This window comes from Achromobacter spanius, assembly GCF_029637605.1.
GTDB classification, from domain to species: Bacteria; Pseudomonadota; Gammaproteobacteria; order Burkholderiales; family Burkholderiaceae_B; genus Achromobacter; species Achromobacter spanius_E.
Map to the genome: position 1 here is coordinate 1,863,211 of NZ_CP121261.1, position 16,327 is coordinate 1,879,537.

At 66.3% G+C, this 16,327-nt stretch carries 12 protein-coding genes; 8 read left to right on the forward strand and 4 right to left on the reverse strand.

What is annotated here, in order from left to right; genetic code table 11:
• Positions 1–2: 2 nt before the first annotated feature.
• From P8T11_RS08065 to P8T11_RS08075, 3 genes are read left to right on the forward strand one after another with little or no spacing between them, the layout of a single operon-like run.
• Positions 3–1,787: a bifunctional protein-serine/threonine kinase/phosphatase gene (locus P8T11_RS08065; protein WP_268082420.1), complete on the forward strand. Its 1,785-nt coding sequence runs from the start codon at positions 3–5 to the stop codon at positions 1,785–1,787.
• Between the two features lie 16 nt (positions 1,788–1,803).
• Positions 1,804–2,655 carry a uroporphyrinogen-III C-methyltransferase gene (gene cobA, locus P8T11_RS08070; RefSeq protein ID WP_268077434.1) on the forward strand — a complete coding sequence of 284 codons (852 nt, stop codon included), beginning with the start codon at positions 1,804–1,806 and terminating at the stop codon, positions 2,653–2,655.
• 21 nt (positions 2,656–2,676) lie between these two features.
• Positions 2,677–3,939, forward strand: a complete 1,263-nt coding sequence (locus tag P8T11_RS08075) for a nitrate- and nitrite sensing domain-containing protein (protein WP_268077433.1) — start codon at positions 2,677–2,679, stop codon at positions 3,937–3,939.
• 54 nt (positions 3,940–3,993) lie between these two features.
• Here P8T11_RS08075 and P8T11_RS08080 read toward each other — a convergent pair whose 3' ends face one another.
• From P8T11_RS08080 to P8T11_RS08090, 3 genes are all read right to left on the reverse strand, one after another.
• On the reverse strand, positions 3,994–5,538 hold the full coding sequence (locus P8T11_RS08080) for an MFS transporter (RefSeq protein ID WP_268077432.1): 1,545 nt from the start codon (positions 5,536–5,538) through the stop codon (positions 3,994–3,996).
• Between the two features lie 100 nt (positions 5,539–5,638).
• Positions 5,639–6,106: a MarR family winged helix-turn-helix transcriptional regulator gene (locus tag P8T11_RS08085; protein ID WP_230696022.1), complete on the reverse strand. Its 468-nt coding sequence runs from the start codon at positions 6,104–6,106 to the stop codon at positions 5,639–5,641.
• A gap of 172 nt (positions 6,107–6,278) precedes the next feature.
• Positions 6,279–7,340: a LacI family DNA-binding transcriptional regulator gene (locus P8T11_RS08090; RefSeq protein ID WP_268082419.1), complete on the reverse strand. Its 1,062-nt coding sequence runs from the start codon at positions 7,338–7,340 to the stop codon at positions 6,279–6,281.
• 112 nt (positions 7,341–7,452) lie between these two features.
• On the opposite strand from P8T11_RS08090, the gene P8T11_RS08095 reads away from it, so the two are divergent.
• From P8T11_RS08095 to P8T11_RS08115, 5 genes are all read left to right on the forward strand, one after another.
• Positions 7,453–8,472 (forward strand): TRAP transporter substrate-binding protein, encoded by a 1,020-nt coding sequence (locus P8T11_RS08095; RefSeq protein ID WP_259246422.1) that lies wholly within the window; start codon positions 7,453–7,455, stop codon positions 8,470–8,472.
• Between the two features lie 9 nt (positions 8,473–8,481).
• Positions 8,482–10,362: a TRAP transporter large permease subunit gene (locus P8T11_RS08100; RefSeq protein ID WP_268077431.1), complete on the forward strand. Its 1,881-nt coding sequence runs from the start codon at positions 8,482–8,484 to the stop codon at positions 10,360–10,362.
• 72 nt (positions 10,363–10,434) lie between these two features.
• On the forward strand, positions 10,435–10,974 hold the full coding sequence (locus P8T11_RS08105) for a VOC family protein (RefSeq protein ID WP_268077430.1): 540 nt from the start codon (positions 10,435–10,437) through the stop codon (positions 10,972–10,974).
• Positions 10,975–11,102: 128 nt separating this feature from the next.
• Entirely contained in the window at positions 11,103–12,380 is a 1,278-nt protein-coding gene (locus P8T11_RS08110) for a ribulose-bisphosphate carboxylase large subunit family protein (protein ID WP_268077429.1), read from the forward strand.
• Complete coding sequence (locus P8T11_RS08115) at positions 12,377–13,762, forward strand: four-carbon acid sugar kinase family protein (protein ID WP_268077428.1); 1,386 nt, start codon at positions 12,377–12,379, stop codon at positions 13,760–13,762. The genes P8T11_RS08110 and P8T11_RS08115 overlap by 4 nt, the downstream gene beginning before the upstream one ends.
• A 77-nt stretch (positions 13,763–13,839) precedes the next feature.
• Here the strand turns inward: P8T11_RS08115 and P8T11_RS08120 are convergent, their stop codons facing one another.
• Positions 13,840–16,236 (reverse strand): DNA internalization-related competence protein ComEC/Rec2, encoded by a 2,397-nt coding sequence (locus P8T11_RS08120; protein WP_268077427.1) that lies wholly within the window; start codon positions 16,234–16,236, stop codon positions 13,840–13,842.
• Between the last annotated feature and the right edge of the window lie 91 nt (positions 16,237–16,327).

Genomic DNA, 16,327 nt, shown 5'->3' on the forward strand with positions numbered 1-16,327 from the left:
TGATGGACCGCCGCGCGCCCGAGCCCGGGTTTAAGCCCGGGTTTAAGCCCAACGCCGCCTCTTTGCAGGTGGCGGTGGGCCAGCACACCGAAGCCGGCAGAAAGCCCGTCAACCAGGACTTTCACGGCCTGTGCGTGCCGGGCGAACCCCTGCTGGGTGCCAAGGGTGTGGCGGTGGCGTTGGCCGACGGCATCAGCAGCAGCCAGGTCAGCCACATTGCCAGCGAGACCGCCGTGGCGAGCTTCCTGGAAGACTATTACTGCACGCCCGAAACCTGGTCGGTAAAGAAGTCGGCCCACAAGGTGCTGAGCGCGGCCAATAGCTGGTTGCACGCGCAAACGCGCCAGCGCCATCACCCCGACCAGCCGCGCGACGCCGACCGGGGCTACGTCTGCACCATGACGGTGATGGTGCTGAAGGCCACCACCGCGCACATCCTGCATATTGGTGACGCGCGCATCTACCGGCTGCGCGCGGGCACGATGGAACAACTGACCGACGACCACCGCGTCTGGATCTCGCAAGACAAAAGCTATCTGGGGCGCGCGCTGGGCCTGACGCCCCATCTTGAAATCGACTATCACACGCAGCCGCTGGAAGCGGGCGACGTCTTTCTGCTGGCCACCGACGGCGTGTATGAACACATCAACGCCGACGACGTGGCACAAGCCATCGCCGCGCATCCGGACACGCTGGACGCGGCGGCGCACAGCCTGGCCCGCCTGGCATTCGATCGCGGCAGCGACGACAACCTGACCGTGCAGATCGTCCGCGTGGAGGCGCTGCCCGCGCGCCGCGCCGATGAAATCGCGCGCTATAGCCTGAACCTGCCCTGTCCGCCGCTGCTGGCGGCCGGCATGGAATTCGAAGGCTTTCGCATTCAGGACGAATTACAGGCCAGCCACCGCAGCCACGTCTACCTGGCAGAGGACATCGACAGCGGCGATAAGGTGGTCATCAAGATCCCATCGCTGGACCTGCGCCACGACCCCGCCTATCTGGAACGGCTGCTGACCGAGGAATGGATTGCCCGCCGCATCGACAGCCGCCACGTGGTGCGCGCCTGGCCGATGCCGCGCACGCGGCGCACCCTCTACACCGTCAGCGAGTACCTGCCGGGCCGCACACTGACGCGCTGGATGGCCGAGCATCCGCGCCCCACGCTGGACCAGGCGGTGACGTTGATCGAGCAGATTGCACGGGGCCTGCAAGCCTTTCACCGGCTGGAGATCGTGCATCAGGACCTGCGGCCCGACAACATTTTGATCGACGACGACGGCGTGGCCCGCATCATCGACCTGGGCTCCACGCAAGCGGCCGGCTTGTGGGACGGCGCCACCCAAGACGACGACGCGCCGTCCATGCTGGGCACCGCGCAATATGCCGCGCCCGAGTACTTCCTGGGCGAAGCCGGCACCTCGCGGTCGGACCTGTATTCCCTGGCCGCGATGCTGTACCAGATGCTGTCCGGGCGCCTGCCCTACGGCGCGGACGTGGCGCGCGCCCGCAGCCGTGCCGCGCAGATGCGGTTGACCTATGTATCGGTGCTGGACCGCGACCGCGAATTGCCGGCTTGGATCGACGGCGTGCTTAGCCCCGCCCTGCATCCCGACCCGGCCCTGCGCACGGCCGAATTATCGGAATTCACGCATGCACTGCGCCATCCGCCCGAGGCCACGCGCCGGGGCGAACGCCTGCCGCTGCTGGAACGCAACCCTTTGGCATTCTGGAAAGGCCTGAGCCTGGTCCTGTTTGCCATCGTCATCTTTCTTTTGCTTGATCGCTGAATTCAGGAGCACCACCATGAAACCCTCTGTCTGGCTGATTGGCGCCGGTCCCGGCGACCCCGAATTGCTCACCCTGAAAGCCGTGCGCGTGCTGGGCCAGGCCGACGTCGTCCTGGTGGACGACCTGGTCAATCCGCAAGTGCTGGACTACTGCCCGCAGGCACGGCTGGTGTATGTGGGCAAGCGCGGCGGCTGCCGCTCGACCCCGCAGGAATTCATTCAGCGGCTGATGCTGCGCTACGCCCGCCAGGGCCTGCGCGTGGCGCGCTTGAAGGGCGGCGACCCCTGCATTTTTGGGCGCGGCGGCGAAGAAGCCCAATGGCTGAGCGACCACGGCGTGGCCTGTGAAATCATCAACGGCATCACGGCCGGGCTTGCCGCCGCCACCGCTTGCGGCATCCCCCTGACCCAACGCGGCATGGCCCAGGGCGTTACACTGATCACCGCCCATTCCCAGGACGGCGCCACGCCGGATTGGACGGGGCTGGCAAAGAGCGGCACGACGCTGGTGGTCTACATGGGGGTAGCCAAATTGCAGGACATGAGCAGCCAATTGCTGAACGCCGGCATGGCCCCCGACATGCCCGTGGCGATGATCGAACGCGCTTCGCTGGCGGATCAGCGCGAATGCCGCTCAACGCTTGCCAGCATGGCCCAGGACGCCGCCGCCTTCCAGCTACGCAGCCCCGCCGTGCTGGTCATCGGCCAGGTGGCGGCGTGCCAGGTGCTGGATGCGGCCGGCGCGGTTGGTGTGGCCTACCCCGCCAGCCCCGCCGACGCCACCGACCTTGCCACCCCCGCGGTCCCCTTCGTCCAGCCCCGCTTTCCCCTGCCGTCCGCCGAACCGCTGCTGCGCCGCAGCGCTTGACCCCCTCCCTGATTCCTTCTTATGGTCGAACGCCACATCCCGCCGCCCCTGCGCTTTCTGCTTGCCGCGCGGCGCAGTGAACTCCACGGCCTGGAAAGCCTGGCCGTCACCTGCGAGCTGGCGGTACACCTCAGCGCGCTGGTGCATGCCTTGCAGAAGGAACGCGGGTATTCGAACCTGACGCTGTGCAACGCGCCCGACAGCCAGCAAGAAACCCTGGCGGGGCTGGTTCAAGACGCGGCCCGCGTTGAAACCGACGTGCGCGGATTTCTTGATGGCATTGCCGCCAAGACCCCGCACGGCAGCGACAAGGCGCGCCTGCTCAACTGCATTGCCTTTGCGCTATTCCGCCTGGACGAATTGCAGGGCCTGCGCCGCCAGGTGCGCGACCACGCCGTGCCCGCCGACGACGCAGACGCGCGCTTCACGCAGATCATCAGCAGCCTGCTGGCCGTGGTGTTCGAAGCCGCCGATTCCGCGCTGGATCCCGGCGTCACCCGCATCCTGGTGGCCCTGCTGAACTTCATGCAGGGCAAGGAACTCAGCGGCCAGGAACGCGCGGCGGGCGTCATCGGCTTTACGGCCGGCTTCTTCACCGACGCGCAAAAGGCGCGCATGCTGGGCTTGGCCGCCCACCAGGCCCGCAGCTTCGACATCTATGCGCAATACGCGCAAGACGCCGCGCTGCAATGTTGGGAACGCATCCAGCAACAAGGCCAGCCGGTTGAACGCATGCGCGACATGGCGCAACGCACCTCTGCCGAGCAGCGCGTGGACGGCACCCTGGCCGAACTGTGGTTCGACCTGTACACGGCGCGCATCGACGCCATGCGCGAAGTGGAAAGCCTGTTGGCCCAGGCGCTGGCACAGCAATGCGAACGCCGCATCGCCGAAACCCGCCAGGAACTCGACGACCGCCAACTGCTGTTGGCGCGCTATGCCGACCACGCCAGCGGCCGTGCGCCCAGCATGGTGTTCAGCGTGCAAAGCCGCATCGTGGACACGCCGCCCGCGGACGGCGTGGGCAGTGTGCTGGAACGCTCGGTGCTGGAGATGATGCGCGAACAGACGCTGCGCATGCAGCGCACCGACGACGCTTTGAACACCGTGCGCGGCGCGCTGGAAGAAAGAAAGCGCATCGACCGCGCCAAGCGGCTGCTGATCAGCCAATACGGCCTGACCGAACAGGCCGCGCATGAACGCCTGCAACGCGCCGCCATGGACGGTGGCTTGTCGCTGGCGGATGTCGCAAGGCAGGTGATCGGGCAGTTGGGTGGGAATTGAAAGCCAGGGCTACGGAATCCATGGCTGACGGGTCCAGCGCGACGGGATCCAACCCTAACGAAACACCCGCTGCGTCCAGCTGACCAGCGCGCCCATCAAGGCCAGCACCGCCAGCGCGCGGAAGTGATCCAGGTTGGCCAGCAGCACCGACTGCTGATCCAGCATCTGCGCAATCCGCGCCATCGCCATCCGCTGCGCCTGGGCGGGATCGGCCACCGCCGCATACACGTTGCTGAGCTGCGCCTTGGCCGCTTCAAAATTGGCATTGCCCTCGGCAATGCTCTCCTTCAGCACGTTGTAGTGCTTGCTGGTCAGCCACTGCTGGCTGACCGTGGCCGCCATGATGCCCAACGCCTGCCCCACCTGCGCCAGCATGTTCTTGAGCTGCTGCGCGTGCGCGAACACCGCCGCGTCATGGGTCAGCCCCGAAAAGGCATTCATGGCCGTGGCCGGCATGATGATCATGATGAACACGCCATAGCAGGCCAGCGCGGGCAAGACGTCGGTCCAGGGGTCGGCCGTGGGCGTCAGCCCGGACATCAACACGCCAAACGTCGCCAGCGCCACAAAGCCCGCCACGAAGAACTTGCGCGGCGACGGCCAGCGCGCAATCACCTGCGCCATCACCACAAAGGTCAGCACCCCCGCCCCCAGACCCATCGAGAAGAACATGCCGGTGTTGGACCACGACAGCCCTAACGCGCGTTGCAGCATCTGGGGCACCAGATAGCCGTTGGCGCCCAGCATCAAATAACTGAACATGAAGAGTGCCAAGCCGCTTAGAAAGCGCACTTCTTTCATGCCGCCCAGCTTGAGCAACGGCGCGCCGGTGCGCGTTTCGGATCGTACGAAGTACGCCAGTGCCGCCACCCCCGCCACGGCGAACAGCAGCAACTGATGGCGGTCACTGAAGAAATCGTAATAGGACCGCTGCAAAGCATGCAGCAACAGGAAGCTGCCCAGGCCCAATGCCGCGATGGGCGCCAGCCGCGCCTGCCCGGCAACGGTGGCCTGCCCTTGCTTGCCCGGCATGGAGAGCGCCACCGGCACCATGGCCAGCACCGACAACCCCGCCACCAGCCAGAACATCAGCGGCCAGCCATCGTGATCCACCGCCGCCGAGGCCAGCAAGGGCCCCAGCGCCGTGCCGGTACACAGCCCCGTGGCCAAGGCCTTGATGCCATGAAAGCGCCCCGGGCCGGGTGGAATCAAATTCACCGTCAACCGCGACGACGTCAGCATGGCCGCGCAGCCAATCGCCATCAGCACCCGACCGGCCAGAAAACCCGCCTGGCCCACGGACAACGCGCACACCACCGCCCCCACCGCCGCCGCGCCCAGGGAAGCCAGCAGATAGTGGCGCTGGCCCAGGTGATGCACCAGCCAACCTTGCAAGGCAATCATCACCACCGCCACGCAGGCGTAGATGACGGCGATGGCGGTGTATTCCTCGGGGCTGGCCCCGATCTCGCCCATGATGGGCGTGGCGGCAAAGGTGACCATGCCGTTCTGCAGGAAGTCGATGAAGGTGAGTGCACCGATGGTCGCCAGCAGAGCCGGCGGCGGGAATGTTGCGGGGGAAGCAGCAGCAGCTTGCATGGCTGTGATCCATATCTATGCCCAGGCTGTATATGCCTAGGCAGGTAAATGCTTATAAAAAAACGGCGCCGAAAAAACGGCTCCGTCTGCTCAGTTCGTCTCAGTCGGTTTTCTGCCCGTGTTGCGCATTGGCCAGCAAGCGCGACAACAACAGGTGCAAGGTTTGCGCATCGTCTTCCGAAAACCCCGCCAGCAGGCGACGCATCACCACGTCCGTCGCCGCGAAGGCTTGCGGCAAGGCGGCTTGACCCAGTTCGGTGAGTTCGATCAGGTGGCTACGGCGGTCGGCTTCGTTTTCAACGCGGCGGATGAAGCCCTTTGCCACGATGCGGTCCAGCAGCCGGGTCATCGCGCCCGAGTCATACGCCAGCACCCGGCAGAAATCGCTGGGCGTGCGGCCCCAGCCCCGGGCCAAGCAGTTCAACACCACGTACTGCGGCGTGGTCAGCTCGAACGGCGCCAGCTCGCGCTCCAGCGCATCGTGGATGCCGTTGCGCACGGACGTGACCATGAAGCCGAGTTCACCGGTGTAGAACTTGTCCAGCACGGAAGGGGTAGCAGCAGCCATGGTGTCTCGTTACGGGGTGGCGCGAGGATGGCGATGGCATCAGGCAACATGCCCTGTGGATCGCGGTTGAGTGATTTTATCTGCCTAGGCAGTTAAATTGCAAGCGCTGCATGTTGGCGCGGGCATCAAGATTGGAACCACTGCGGCCATCAAGACAGCCACCCAGCCTGCATCAAGGCAAATTCTCCCGGAAGATCACCTGACTGCGCGCCAGTTCCACCCCGTTCATCGCGCTGCGCTTGTCGCGCAGGTTGCTGAAAATGCGCACGCAGCTCATCAGCGCTTCCATCGGGCTTTGCGTGATGACGGCGTCCATGGTGCCGTCGATCAGCAGCGCGCGCGTGTCCGGCGTCAGCCCGTGGCCGATGAACACCACGCGGTGCTGCAAGCCGGCCTCTTTCAAGGCCCGCGCCACGCCGTCGGACGCGCCGCCGATGTTGTAGATGCCCGCCAGGTTGGGATATTGCTCAAGCAGTTGCCGCGTCTGCTCGTAGTTGCGCTGCGCGTCGTCATAGCCTTCGCGCAAATCCACCACCTGCATCGCCTGAAACTGCTCGGCGTACAGCTGCAGGAAACCGCTTTCGCGTTCCTCGTGCGCGCGGTAATGGCGCGAGCCCGCAATCAAGGCCACATGGGCGGCGCGCGGGCCGATGAAGCGTGCGATCAGGTAGCCCGCCGTACGGCCGGCGGCGCGGTTGTCCAGCCCCACATAGGCCGTGCGCGCGCTGTTGGCCAGGTCTGAAATCAAGGTCACCGTGGGCACGCCCTGCTGCGCCAGCGTGTTGACCGCTTCACGCACCACGGGGTGTTCAAGCGCCATGAACGCAATGCCGTCGGCGCGCTTGCCGTGCTTGGCCAAGGCCTGGGCCAGCGCGTCGGGGTTGAAACTTTCCACGTATTCAATCTGGCACTTGGCATTCAGCGGCGCGAAGTGCTCGTGCGCGTAGCTGACGGTATCGCCCAACATGCGCAGGTAGCGGTTGCTGCCGCGCGGCAGCAGGAACACCAGCCGCATCGGCTCGGCGGGCACGGCGGCGGCCAGTTCCTGTTCGGGCAGATAGTCCAGTTCAATGGCGGCCTTGAAGACCTTCTGCGCGGTGTTGGCGCGCACGCCGGGGCGGCGGTTCAACACGCGGTCGGCCGTGGCCGTGGACACGCCGGCGCGCGCCGCCACATCGGCCAATCGGGCAAGCTTACGGTCGGGCGAAGGTCTATTCACATCAAAAACCATCATGAAAGAAGTTTGACGATGATAGCGGCAATTCACTATTGTCCAGTCTGCCGCATGGGTTTGGCGCTGTTGTGGCACATCAAAAACCATCATAAAACCAAATTTGGAGACAAGCATGAAGCTGCTGACACGCCGTAGTGCCTTGCGTCGCCTTTGCGCGGTGCCCGCTGTTGCCCTGGCTGGCGGATTCCCGCTGATCGCCCGCGCGGCCGACTACACGCTCAAGTACGGCAACAACCTGCCGGTGACGCATCCGCTGAACATCCGCGCGCAAGAAGCCGCCGAACGCATCCTCAAGGAAAGCAACGGCCGCGTCGACATCAAGATTTTCCCGAACAACCAATTGGGCGGCGACACCGACATGCTGGCGCAAGTGCGCTCGGGCGGTATCGACTTCTTCACCCCGTCGGCACTGGTTATCGCCACGCTGGTGCCGGTGGCCGCCATCAACGCCGTGGGCTTTGCCTTCAAGGACTACAGCCAGGTCTGGGGCGCCATGGACGGTGCACTGGGTGCACACGTGCGCGCCGCCATCGCGCAGCGCAAGCTCTACGCCTTTGAAAAAATGTGGGACAACGGCTTTCGCCAGACCACCAGCAGCAAGGCGCCCGTGACAACGGCCGCCGACATGGACGGCTTGAAGATTCGCGTGCCGGTCAGCTCGCTGCCCATCTCCATGTTCAAGGGCCTGGGCGCCGCGCCCGCCAGCTTGCAGTTCAGCGAGGTGTATTCGTCCTTGCAGACCAAGGTGGTGGACGCGCAGGAAAACCCATTGCCCATCATCCAGGTAGCCAAGCTGTACGAAGTGCAGAAGTATTGCTCGCTGACCAACCACATCTGGGACGGCTACTGGTTCATCGCCAACGGCCGCATGTGGGAAGGCCTGCCGCAAGACCTGAAGACCATCGTGGCGCGCGGCATCAACGAAGCCGGCCTGGCCCAGCGCGAAGACATCAAGAAGCTGAACGCGTCGGTGCAGTCGGACCTGGAATCCAAGGGCCTGCAATTCAACCAGCCGGCGCCGGACACCTTCCGCCAGGCGCTGCGCACGGCGGGCTTCTACAAGGAATGGCAGGGCCGCTTCGGCAACGAAGCCTGGTCCTTGCTGGAACAAAGCGTCGGCAAGCTGGCCTGAGGTCGCGTCATGTCTTCCCTGTCCGCTTCCCACGCCGCCGCCCCGACGCTGCCGGCCAACCCCTTGCGGCGCGCCGCCAACGCGCTGGACAGCGTGCTGGGCGGCGTGGTCGAACACGTAGCGGCCGCGATCGTGCTGGTCGAAATCTGCGTGCTGTTCGCGGGGGTGGTCGCGCGCTACGTCTTCCATAGCCCGCTGGTCTGGTCCGACGAACTGGCCTCCATCCTGTTCCTGTGGCTGTCGATGCTGGGCGCCGTGGTTGCCTTGCGGCGCGGCGAGCACATGCGGATGACGGCCCTGGTCAACAACGTCAGCCCCGCGCGGCGCGCGCAGCTGGAAACCGCCGCGCTGGCCGCGTCGCTGGCGTTTCTGGTGCTGATCCTGGCGCCCGCCATCGAATACGCGCACGAAGAACACTTCATCACCACGCCCGCGCTGGAACTCAGCAATGCGTGGCGCGCCGCCGCCATTCCCGTGGGCATGGCGCTGATGGCCGTGGTGGCCATGCTGCGCCTGTTGCGCACCACACCGGTACGCCAGGTGCTGGTGGCCTTGGTGGGCGTGGCGGCGGTGGTCGCCCTGTTCTGGTTGGCCCAACCCCTGTTCCAGGGCCTGGGCAAACTGAACCTGGTGATCTTCTTTGTGGGCATCGTGGCGGCCACCGTGTTTTCTGGGGTGCCGATTGCGTTTTCCTTCGCGCTGGCCACCTTCTCGTATCTGGCGCTGACCACCAACACGCCCATGGAAGTGATGGTGGGCCGCTTGGACGAAGGCATGTCGCACTTGATGCTGCTGGCCGTGCCGCTGTTCATCTTCCTTGGTTCCCTGATTGAGATGACCGGCATGGCGCGCGCCATGATCCAGTTCCTGGCCAGCCTCTTGGGCCACGTGCGCGGCGGGCTGTCGTACGTGCTGATCGGCGCCATGTATCTGGTGTCGGGCATTTCGGGTTCGAAGATCGCCGACATGGCGGCCATTGCGCCGGTGCTGTTCCCGGAAATGCGCAAACGCGGCGCCAAGCCCGGCGATCTGGTGGCGCTGCTGGCGGCCACCGGCGCGCAGACCGAGACCATTCCGCCCTCGATTGTGCTGATCACCATCGGTTCGGTCACGGGCGTGTCGATCGCCGCGCTGTTCACGGGCGGCTTGCTGCCCGCCGTGGTGCTGGGCCTAGCCCTGTGCTCGGTGGTGTGGTGGCGCTATCGCAAGGAAGACCTGAGCCTGGTGCAACGCTTCAGCCCCAAAGAGATCGGCCGTTTCTTCGTGATTGCGCTGCCCGCCGTAGCCCTGCCCTTTGTGATCCGCGCCGCGGTGGTCGAAGGCGTGGCGACCGCTACCGAGGTCTCCACCATCGGCATCGTGTATTCGGCGGTGATCGGCATCCTGATCTATCGCCGCTTCGACTGGGCGCGCCTGCGCCCCATGCTGATCGAGACCGCGTCGCTGTCCGGCGCCATCATGCTGATTGTCGGCTGCGCCACGGCCATGGCCTGGGCGCTGACGCAGTCCGGCTTCTCGGGCGACCTGGCGCAGTTGATGGCCGACATGCCCGGCGGCAGCTACGGCTTCCTGGCAGTGTCCATCGTGGCCTTCATCATCCTGGGCAGCGTGCTGGAAGGCATACCCGCCATTGTGCTGTTCGGCCCGCTGCTGTTCCCGATCGCGGTGCAGGCTGGCGTGCACGAAGTGCACTACGCCATGGTCGTCATCTTCGCCATGGGCATCGGCCTGTTCGCGCCGCCCTTCGGCGTGGGCTACTACGGCGCCTGCGCCATCAGCCGTGTCGATCCCAACGAGGGCATCGGCCCCATCTGGGGTTACGTCGCGGCGCTGCTGATCGGCCTGATCGTCGTCGCCGCCTTCCCCTGGTTCTCCATCGGCTTCCTGTGACCTGACGCGGCCCGCGCGTGAATTCGCGTCGGGCTGCCTCCCCTTCCGTCTCTCTCCTTATAAAGATCCATCATGAGTCGTTTTCTGGGCGAAATCCGCCAACTCGGTTATGTGGTGCACGACATCGAAGCCGCCATGGACTACTGGAGCACCACGCTGGGCGTGGGCCCCTGGTACTACAACCCGCGCGTGCCGATCGTCAATTATCAGTACGACGGTGAAAGCCACCAGCCGCACAACTCGGTTGCGCTGGCCAACTCCGGTTTCGTGCAGGTTGAACTGATCCAGACGCGCAACGACGTGCCGTCCATGTACCGCGACTTCCTGCAAGCCGGCCGCACCGGCCTGCAACACGTGGCCTACTGGACCGAAAGCTACGACGCCGACCTGGAACGCCTGCTGGCGCAGGGCTTCAAGCCCAAGATGAGCGGCGAAGTCGGCGAGAAAGGCCGCTTCATTTACTTCGATACCGAATACCACCCAGGCACCGTCATCGAACTGTCGGAAGTGGCCGGCCCCAAGGGCCGCCTGTTCGACCTGATCCGGGAAAGCGCCAACGGTTGGGACGGTAAGGATCCGGTCCGCCCGTTTCCGGATCTGTCCCGTCTTTGAAGACTGCTGACGTCGGTTGTGGCTTGCAGCCAGTTGATGCCTCTGTCGCTTGCTTATCCCTGCTGACGCCTGCTGTCCCTTGCTGACCCAACCTTGCCGCCTGCCGCCCCCTTTGAATTCCCAAGCTTATGAATTCCCAGTCCTTTAGCGCGACCTACCTGATCGAGACCCCGATGGACCCCGCGCGGGTCGCCGAAGTGATGGCGGGCGAGCAGTCCTGCGGCACCTTCACCCGCGTGCAAGGCGAAACCGATGAACTGCGCGCCCGCGCGCGCGCCCGCATCGAAGCCATCGACCTGCTGGACACCACCGACACGCCCAGCCTGCCCAACGCCTGGATGGCGCGCCAACCCGGCGGCATGCCGGCCAAGTACCAGCGCGCCCGCGTGCGCATCGCCTTTCCCGTGGCCAACGTGGGCGCCAACCTGCCCACGCTGGCGGCCACCGTCGGCGGCAACCTCTACGACCTGGGCGAAGTCACCGGCCTGCGCCTGGAAAGCATGGAACTGCCCGCCAACTACCGCGCGCAGTTCGACATGCCGCAAGTGGGCATCGCCGGCACGCGGCAATTGACCGGCGTGGCAAAGGGCCCGCTGGTGGGCACCATCATCAAGCCCAACGTGGGCCTGTCGCCCGAGCAGACCGCGCATCTGGTCGCCCAACTGTGCGCGGCGGGCGTGGACTTCATCAAGGACGACGAAGTCTGCGCCAACCCCGCGCACGCCCCGCTTGCGCAACGCGTCGCCGCCGTCATGGCGGTGGTGCGCGCCCACCGCGAACGCACCGGCCGCCAGGTGATGGTGGCCTTCAACATCAGCGACGAAACCGACGCCATGCGCCGCCATGCCGACCTGATCGAACGCGAAGGCGGCAGCTGCGTCATGGCCAGCCTGAACTGGTGCGGTTTCTCAGCCATCCAGACCCTGCGCCGCAGCACGCCGCTGGCTCTGCACGGGCACCGCAACGGCTTCGGCGCCCTGTCGCGCGCGCCGTTGTTGGGGATCGGCTTTCAGGCGTATCAGACGCTGTGGCGGCTGGCCGGCGTGGACCATATGCACGTGCATGGCCTGCAAGGCAAATTCGCGCAGGAAGACGGCGAAGTCGTGGAATCCGCGCGTGATTGCCTGGCGTCGCTCACGCCCGGCATCGACGACCCGGTCATGCCCGCGTTCTCATCCGGCCAATGGGCCGGCACCGTGCCCGCCACGTGGGCGGCGGTGCGCACTGACGATTTGATGTTCATGTCGGGCGGTGGGATTCTGGCGCATCCGGATGGGCCGGCTGCGGGCGTGCAGAGCATTCGGCAAGCGTGGCAGGCGGTGCGGGATGGCGAGGCGTTGGAGGACTTTGCGCGCAATGCGCCGGAGCTGAAGCGGGCGCTGGAGTTCTTTGGCGGGCGAGCATGACTGCGGGTGTCGGCTGCCTAGGCACGCCCCGCGTCTGCTGGTACGGCGACGATTTCACCGGCGCCACCGACACACTGGCCGAAGTCGCGCGCGCCGGCTTGCGCGGCTTGCTGTTCCTGGGCGTACCCACGCCCGAACAACTGCGCCGCGCCGGCCCGCTGGACGCCATCGGCATCGCGGGCGCCGCGCGCGCCATGTCCCCCGCCGATATGGAAACGGAACTGCGCGCCGTTGGCCACTTCATGGCCGGCACCGGCGCGCGCGTGCTGCACTACAAATGCTGTTCCACCTTCGACAGCGCCCCGCACGTCGGCAGCATCGGCGTCGCCATCCGCGAACTGCGCCGCCACATGCCCAACCGGCTGGTGCCGATTGTGGGCGGGCAACCCAGCATCGGACGCTATTGCAGCTTTGCGCAATTGTTCGCCCGCGCGGGGGCCGCGCCCGAGGTCTATCGCATAGACCGGCATCCGGTGATGAGCCAGCATCCGGTCACGCCGATGCATGAGGCTGACTTGCGCCGGCATCTGGCGGCGCAGGGGCTGGATGGGATTCGATCGGTGCCGCATATTGCGTATCCGCGTCTGCGGAATGCCGACGATGCCGCTGATGTGGACGGCTGGATTGACGAACTAATCAACACCTGTGACGGCCCGGTGTTGTTCGACCTGACCGACGACGAGCAACTAGCCATGATCGGCAGATTGATCTGGCGCGCGTCTGCGAGTGCACCGTTGCTGGCGGTTGGCCCCAGCAGCGTGCAACAGGCGCTGGCCCGTGCGGCGGTGTTCGAGCGTGATGGTGAGATTGCTGGGCGTGATGCCGCTGTTTCCGCAAGCAGTAGCGCGACTCCCCTGCCCGCCGCCACCGGCCCCGTACTGGTCATGGCCGGCAGCCTGTCGCCCGTCACCGCCCGGCAGATCGCCGCGAGCACGCGCTACACGCATCAGCCGCTGCAAGTGCAAGCGCTGCTGGAATCGCCCGCCTACGTGGCCGATCAAGTCCAGCTGGCAGCCCGCGCCTTGGCGCAAGGCCACAACGTGCTGGTACATACCGACCGCCCCGAACAAGCGGTGACCAGCGATCAGGCCGCCTCCACCGCCCGCGCCACCGCGCAACTTGCCGCCGCCATCATCACCGCCAGCGCGCAGGCGGGAACCCGGCTTGCACGAGTCGGCATCGCGGGCGGCGACACCTCAAGCCAAGCCACTTTGGCGCTGGGCCTGTGGGGCTTGGCGTTTCGCTGCGTACTGGCGCCCGGCGTGACTGTCAGCGTTGCTCGCAGCGACAACCCTGTGGTTGATGGTGTGGAGTTGATGCTTAAGGGCGGGCAGATGGGCGGGGATGATCTGTTCGATCGATTGGTGACGGGAACGCAATAACGAGGCGGCGACCGGGTCTCCCGCGGTCCTCGCCGAAGCTTCGTCTCAGCGCTTGCCCACAGCGCCCTATCCCGCCGTCATCGCCCATGCCAGTACCTCGCGCCTTCATCCCGCTGCGACCACACCCGCAGCCCGCGCGCGCTGGATTCCGCCATCACCGCGCCATCATGGTCGCTACGCCAGAACGTTGCTCCCGCGCGTAACCAGCGCCGTTCCACCGCCGGGGCGGGGTGACGGAAGCGGTTCAAATGGCCGGCCTGGGCGATCGCATGCGTAGCCCGCACCGCACGTACCAGATCCCGCCCGGATGACGACGCCGAACCATGGTGCGGGGCCAGCACCACGTCCGCCCGCTCCACCCCCCGCGCCACCAGTTCACGTTCCTGCGCCACGCCGATATCGCCCGTCAACAGCAGCGCATGGCTGGCGCCCTGCACGCGCAACACGCAACTGTCGGCGTTCTTGTCAGCCGGCGCGCCGCTGCCGCCGTTGGTGGGATGCAGAAATGTGAACCGCACGCCGTCCACCTCCCACGAGTCATCGCGTCGGCAACGCAACATGCGATCGGGCAGCGTGGACGGCGTGCCGGACGCGGCTTGGCCTGGAGCCGGCCACACCCGAGCATCGCGCCGCACAAACGCCGCCACATCAAACGACGCATAACTCAGCCGCACCGGCACCGCCGCCAGCACCGCGCGAGCGCCGCCCACGTGGTCCTGGTCGGCGTGCGACAGCACCAGCACGTCCAGCGCGGTAATGCCGCGCGCCAGCATGAACGGCGCCAGCACCCGCTCGCCGGCATCACTGCCGCCGTAATGGCGCGGCCCCGCATCGAACAGCAATGTCTGCGTCGCGGTCTCGACCAGGATTGCACTGCCCTGCCCCACGTCCAGCGCGCTCATGCGCCAATCGCCTGGCTCGGGCTTGTCCGGCCGCCAGCACAGCAAAGGCAGCATGCACACCCACCCCAACTGCCGCGCCGGCCATCCGCATGTCTGCAAGGCCCAGACCATACCCGCCACGGCCAACAACAGCCACGGCCAGGGCGCAGCCGCTACCGCAAAGCTCGCCCAGTCTGCATTGCCCACCCACACCACCGGCACCATCGTGGCGTCAAACGCGGCCAGCCCCACTTGCGCAGCCCGAGCCGCCGCCGCTTGCGCGCCCGGCACCACCGACAGCGCCGCGCACAACAAGGCCAAGGGCGTCACGATGAACGTTACCGACGGAATCGCCACCGCATTGGCCAGCGGCGAGCCCACCGACACCTGGTACACCAGAAACGCCAGCAAAGGCGTCAGCCCCAAGGTCACCAGCAACTGCAAGCGCGTCGCCTGCGCCAACCGGCTTGCCCAGCGCTGGCGCCACCCCGCCTCGGCATCAAACGGCAGGTCAGCAATGCGCAGCAGTATCGCCACCGCCCCGAACGACAACCAGAACCCCGCCGACAGCGGCGCCCACGGGTCCAACGCCACCACACCCGCCCCCGCGCACGCCAACACCCTGCCCGCCGTCAACGGCAGCCGCGACATCGCCGCCGCCAACACCACCGACAACATGAAGAACGTGCGCCGCGCAGGCACGCCCCAGCCCGCCAACAGGCAATACAGCAGCGCCACCACGGCCGCCGCCGCGCCACCCGCCACGCGCGACGGCGTGAATTCCGCCAAGCCCACGCCCCGCCATCGCGCCCGCCGCCAAGCCGCCGCCACCAGCACGCCCGCAATGCCCGCGATGGACGTCACGTGCATGCCGCTGATCGATACCAGATGCGTAATGCCGCTGCGGTTGAAGATGCGCCAATCATCGCGCGCCACCCCGGCCTGATCCCCAATCGCCAAGGCAATCAGCACCGGCGCGTAGCGATGGTCCCCCAAGGCCTTGCGCATGCCCACACGCACATGGTGCCGCGCCCGTTCAATGGCCACACCAGCCGACGCCCAAGGCCAATCATCCAACAACTGCGGCCGCCCTCGCACCGTACCCACCGCCCGCAAGCCACGCGCGAACATGCGCGCTTCCGCATCCGGCCCAGCTGGGTTCAGCACGCCATGTGGACGACGCAAGACCAGTGCCATCCGCCAGATCTGGCCGGGCAGCAACGCGGGCATGGGAGCGGTGGCACCGGGCGGCGCTTGCCAGGTGACCTGGATGCGAGACGGAATGCCCGGGCGCGCGGGCTCGGCCAGTTCGGCGATGAAGCGATGGTGTCGGTCGTCGCCGTCTGGCAATTCGGCCACGCGCAGGATCAGGCGCGAGACTTGGTCTTGGTGCAGGTCCGCCAGCGCGTCGTCCAGGCGGTGCTGTGCTTGCAGGCAGGCGTTAAGCGTGCCTACGCAAACGCCCAGCACCAGGGCGGACGCAATGCGAGCAACATCGCCGTGGCATCGCAGGCAAACAGCCGCGGCGATGCCGCCTGTCACGGCCACCAACGCCAGAACAAATGCACCCGGCAGCACCGCAAAGCACTGCACCCACGCCGCGCCACCAACAAAGGCCAGGCAAAAAGAACGACCGGTGATGTCCCTCTCCTAAAAGCAGGAGCGTAGGACGCGCGGGTAGTAC

Excerpts from the sequence above, each read along its gene's own strand:
- P8T11_RS08065 (WP_268082420.1), top strand. The coding sequence starts at position 3 with ATGGACCGCCGCGCGCCCGAGCCCGGGTTTAAGCCCGGGTTTAAGCCC.
- cobA (WP_268077434.1), top strand. The coding sequence starts at position 1,804 with ATGAAACCCTCTGTCTGGCTGATTGGCGCCGGTCCCGGCGACCCCGAA.
- P8T11_RS08075 (WP_268077433.1), top strand. The coding sequence starts at position 2,677 with ATGGTCGAACGCCACATCCCGCCGCCCCTGCGCTTTCTGCTTGCCGCG.
- P8T11_RS08080 (WP_268077432.1), bottom strand. The coding sequence starts at position 5,538 with ATGCAAGCTGCTGCTGCTTCCCCCGCAACATTCCCGCCGCCGGCTCTG.
- P8T11_RS08085 (WP_230696022.1), bottom strand. The coding sequence starts at position 6,106 with ATGGCTGCTGCTACCCCTTCCGTGCTGGACAAGTTCTACACCGGTGAA.
- P8T11_RS08090 (WP_268082419.1), bottom strand. The coding sequence starts at position 7,340 with ATGATGGTTTTTGATGTGAATAGACCTTCGCCCGACCGTAAGCTTGCC.
- P8T11_RS08095 (WP_259246422.1), top strand. The coding sequence starts at position 7,453 with ATGAAGCTGCTGACACGCCGTAGTGCCTTGCGTCGCCTTTGCGCGGTG.
- P8T11_RS08100 (WP_268077431.1), top strand. The coding sequence starts at position 8,482 with ATGTCTTCCCTGTCCGCTTCCCACGCCGCCGCCCCGACGCTGCCGGCC.
- P8T11_RS08105 (WP_268077430.1), top strand. The coding sequence starts at position 10,435 with ATGAGTCGTTTTCTGGGCGAAATCCGCCAACTCGGTTATGTGGTGCAC.
- P8T11_RS08110 (WP_268077429.1), top strand. The coding sequence starts at position 11,103 with ATGAATTCCCAGTCCTTTAGCGCGACCTACCTGATCGAGACCCCGATG.
- P8T11_RS08115 (WP_268077428.1), top strand. The coding sequence starts at position 12,377 with ATGACTGCGGGTGTCGGCTGCCTAGGCACGCCCCGCGTCTGCTGGTAC.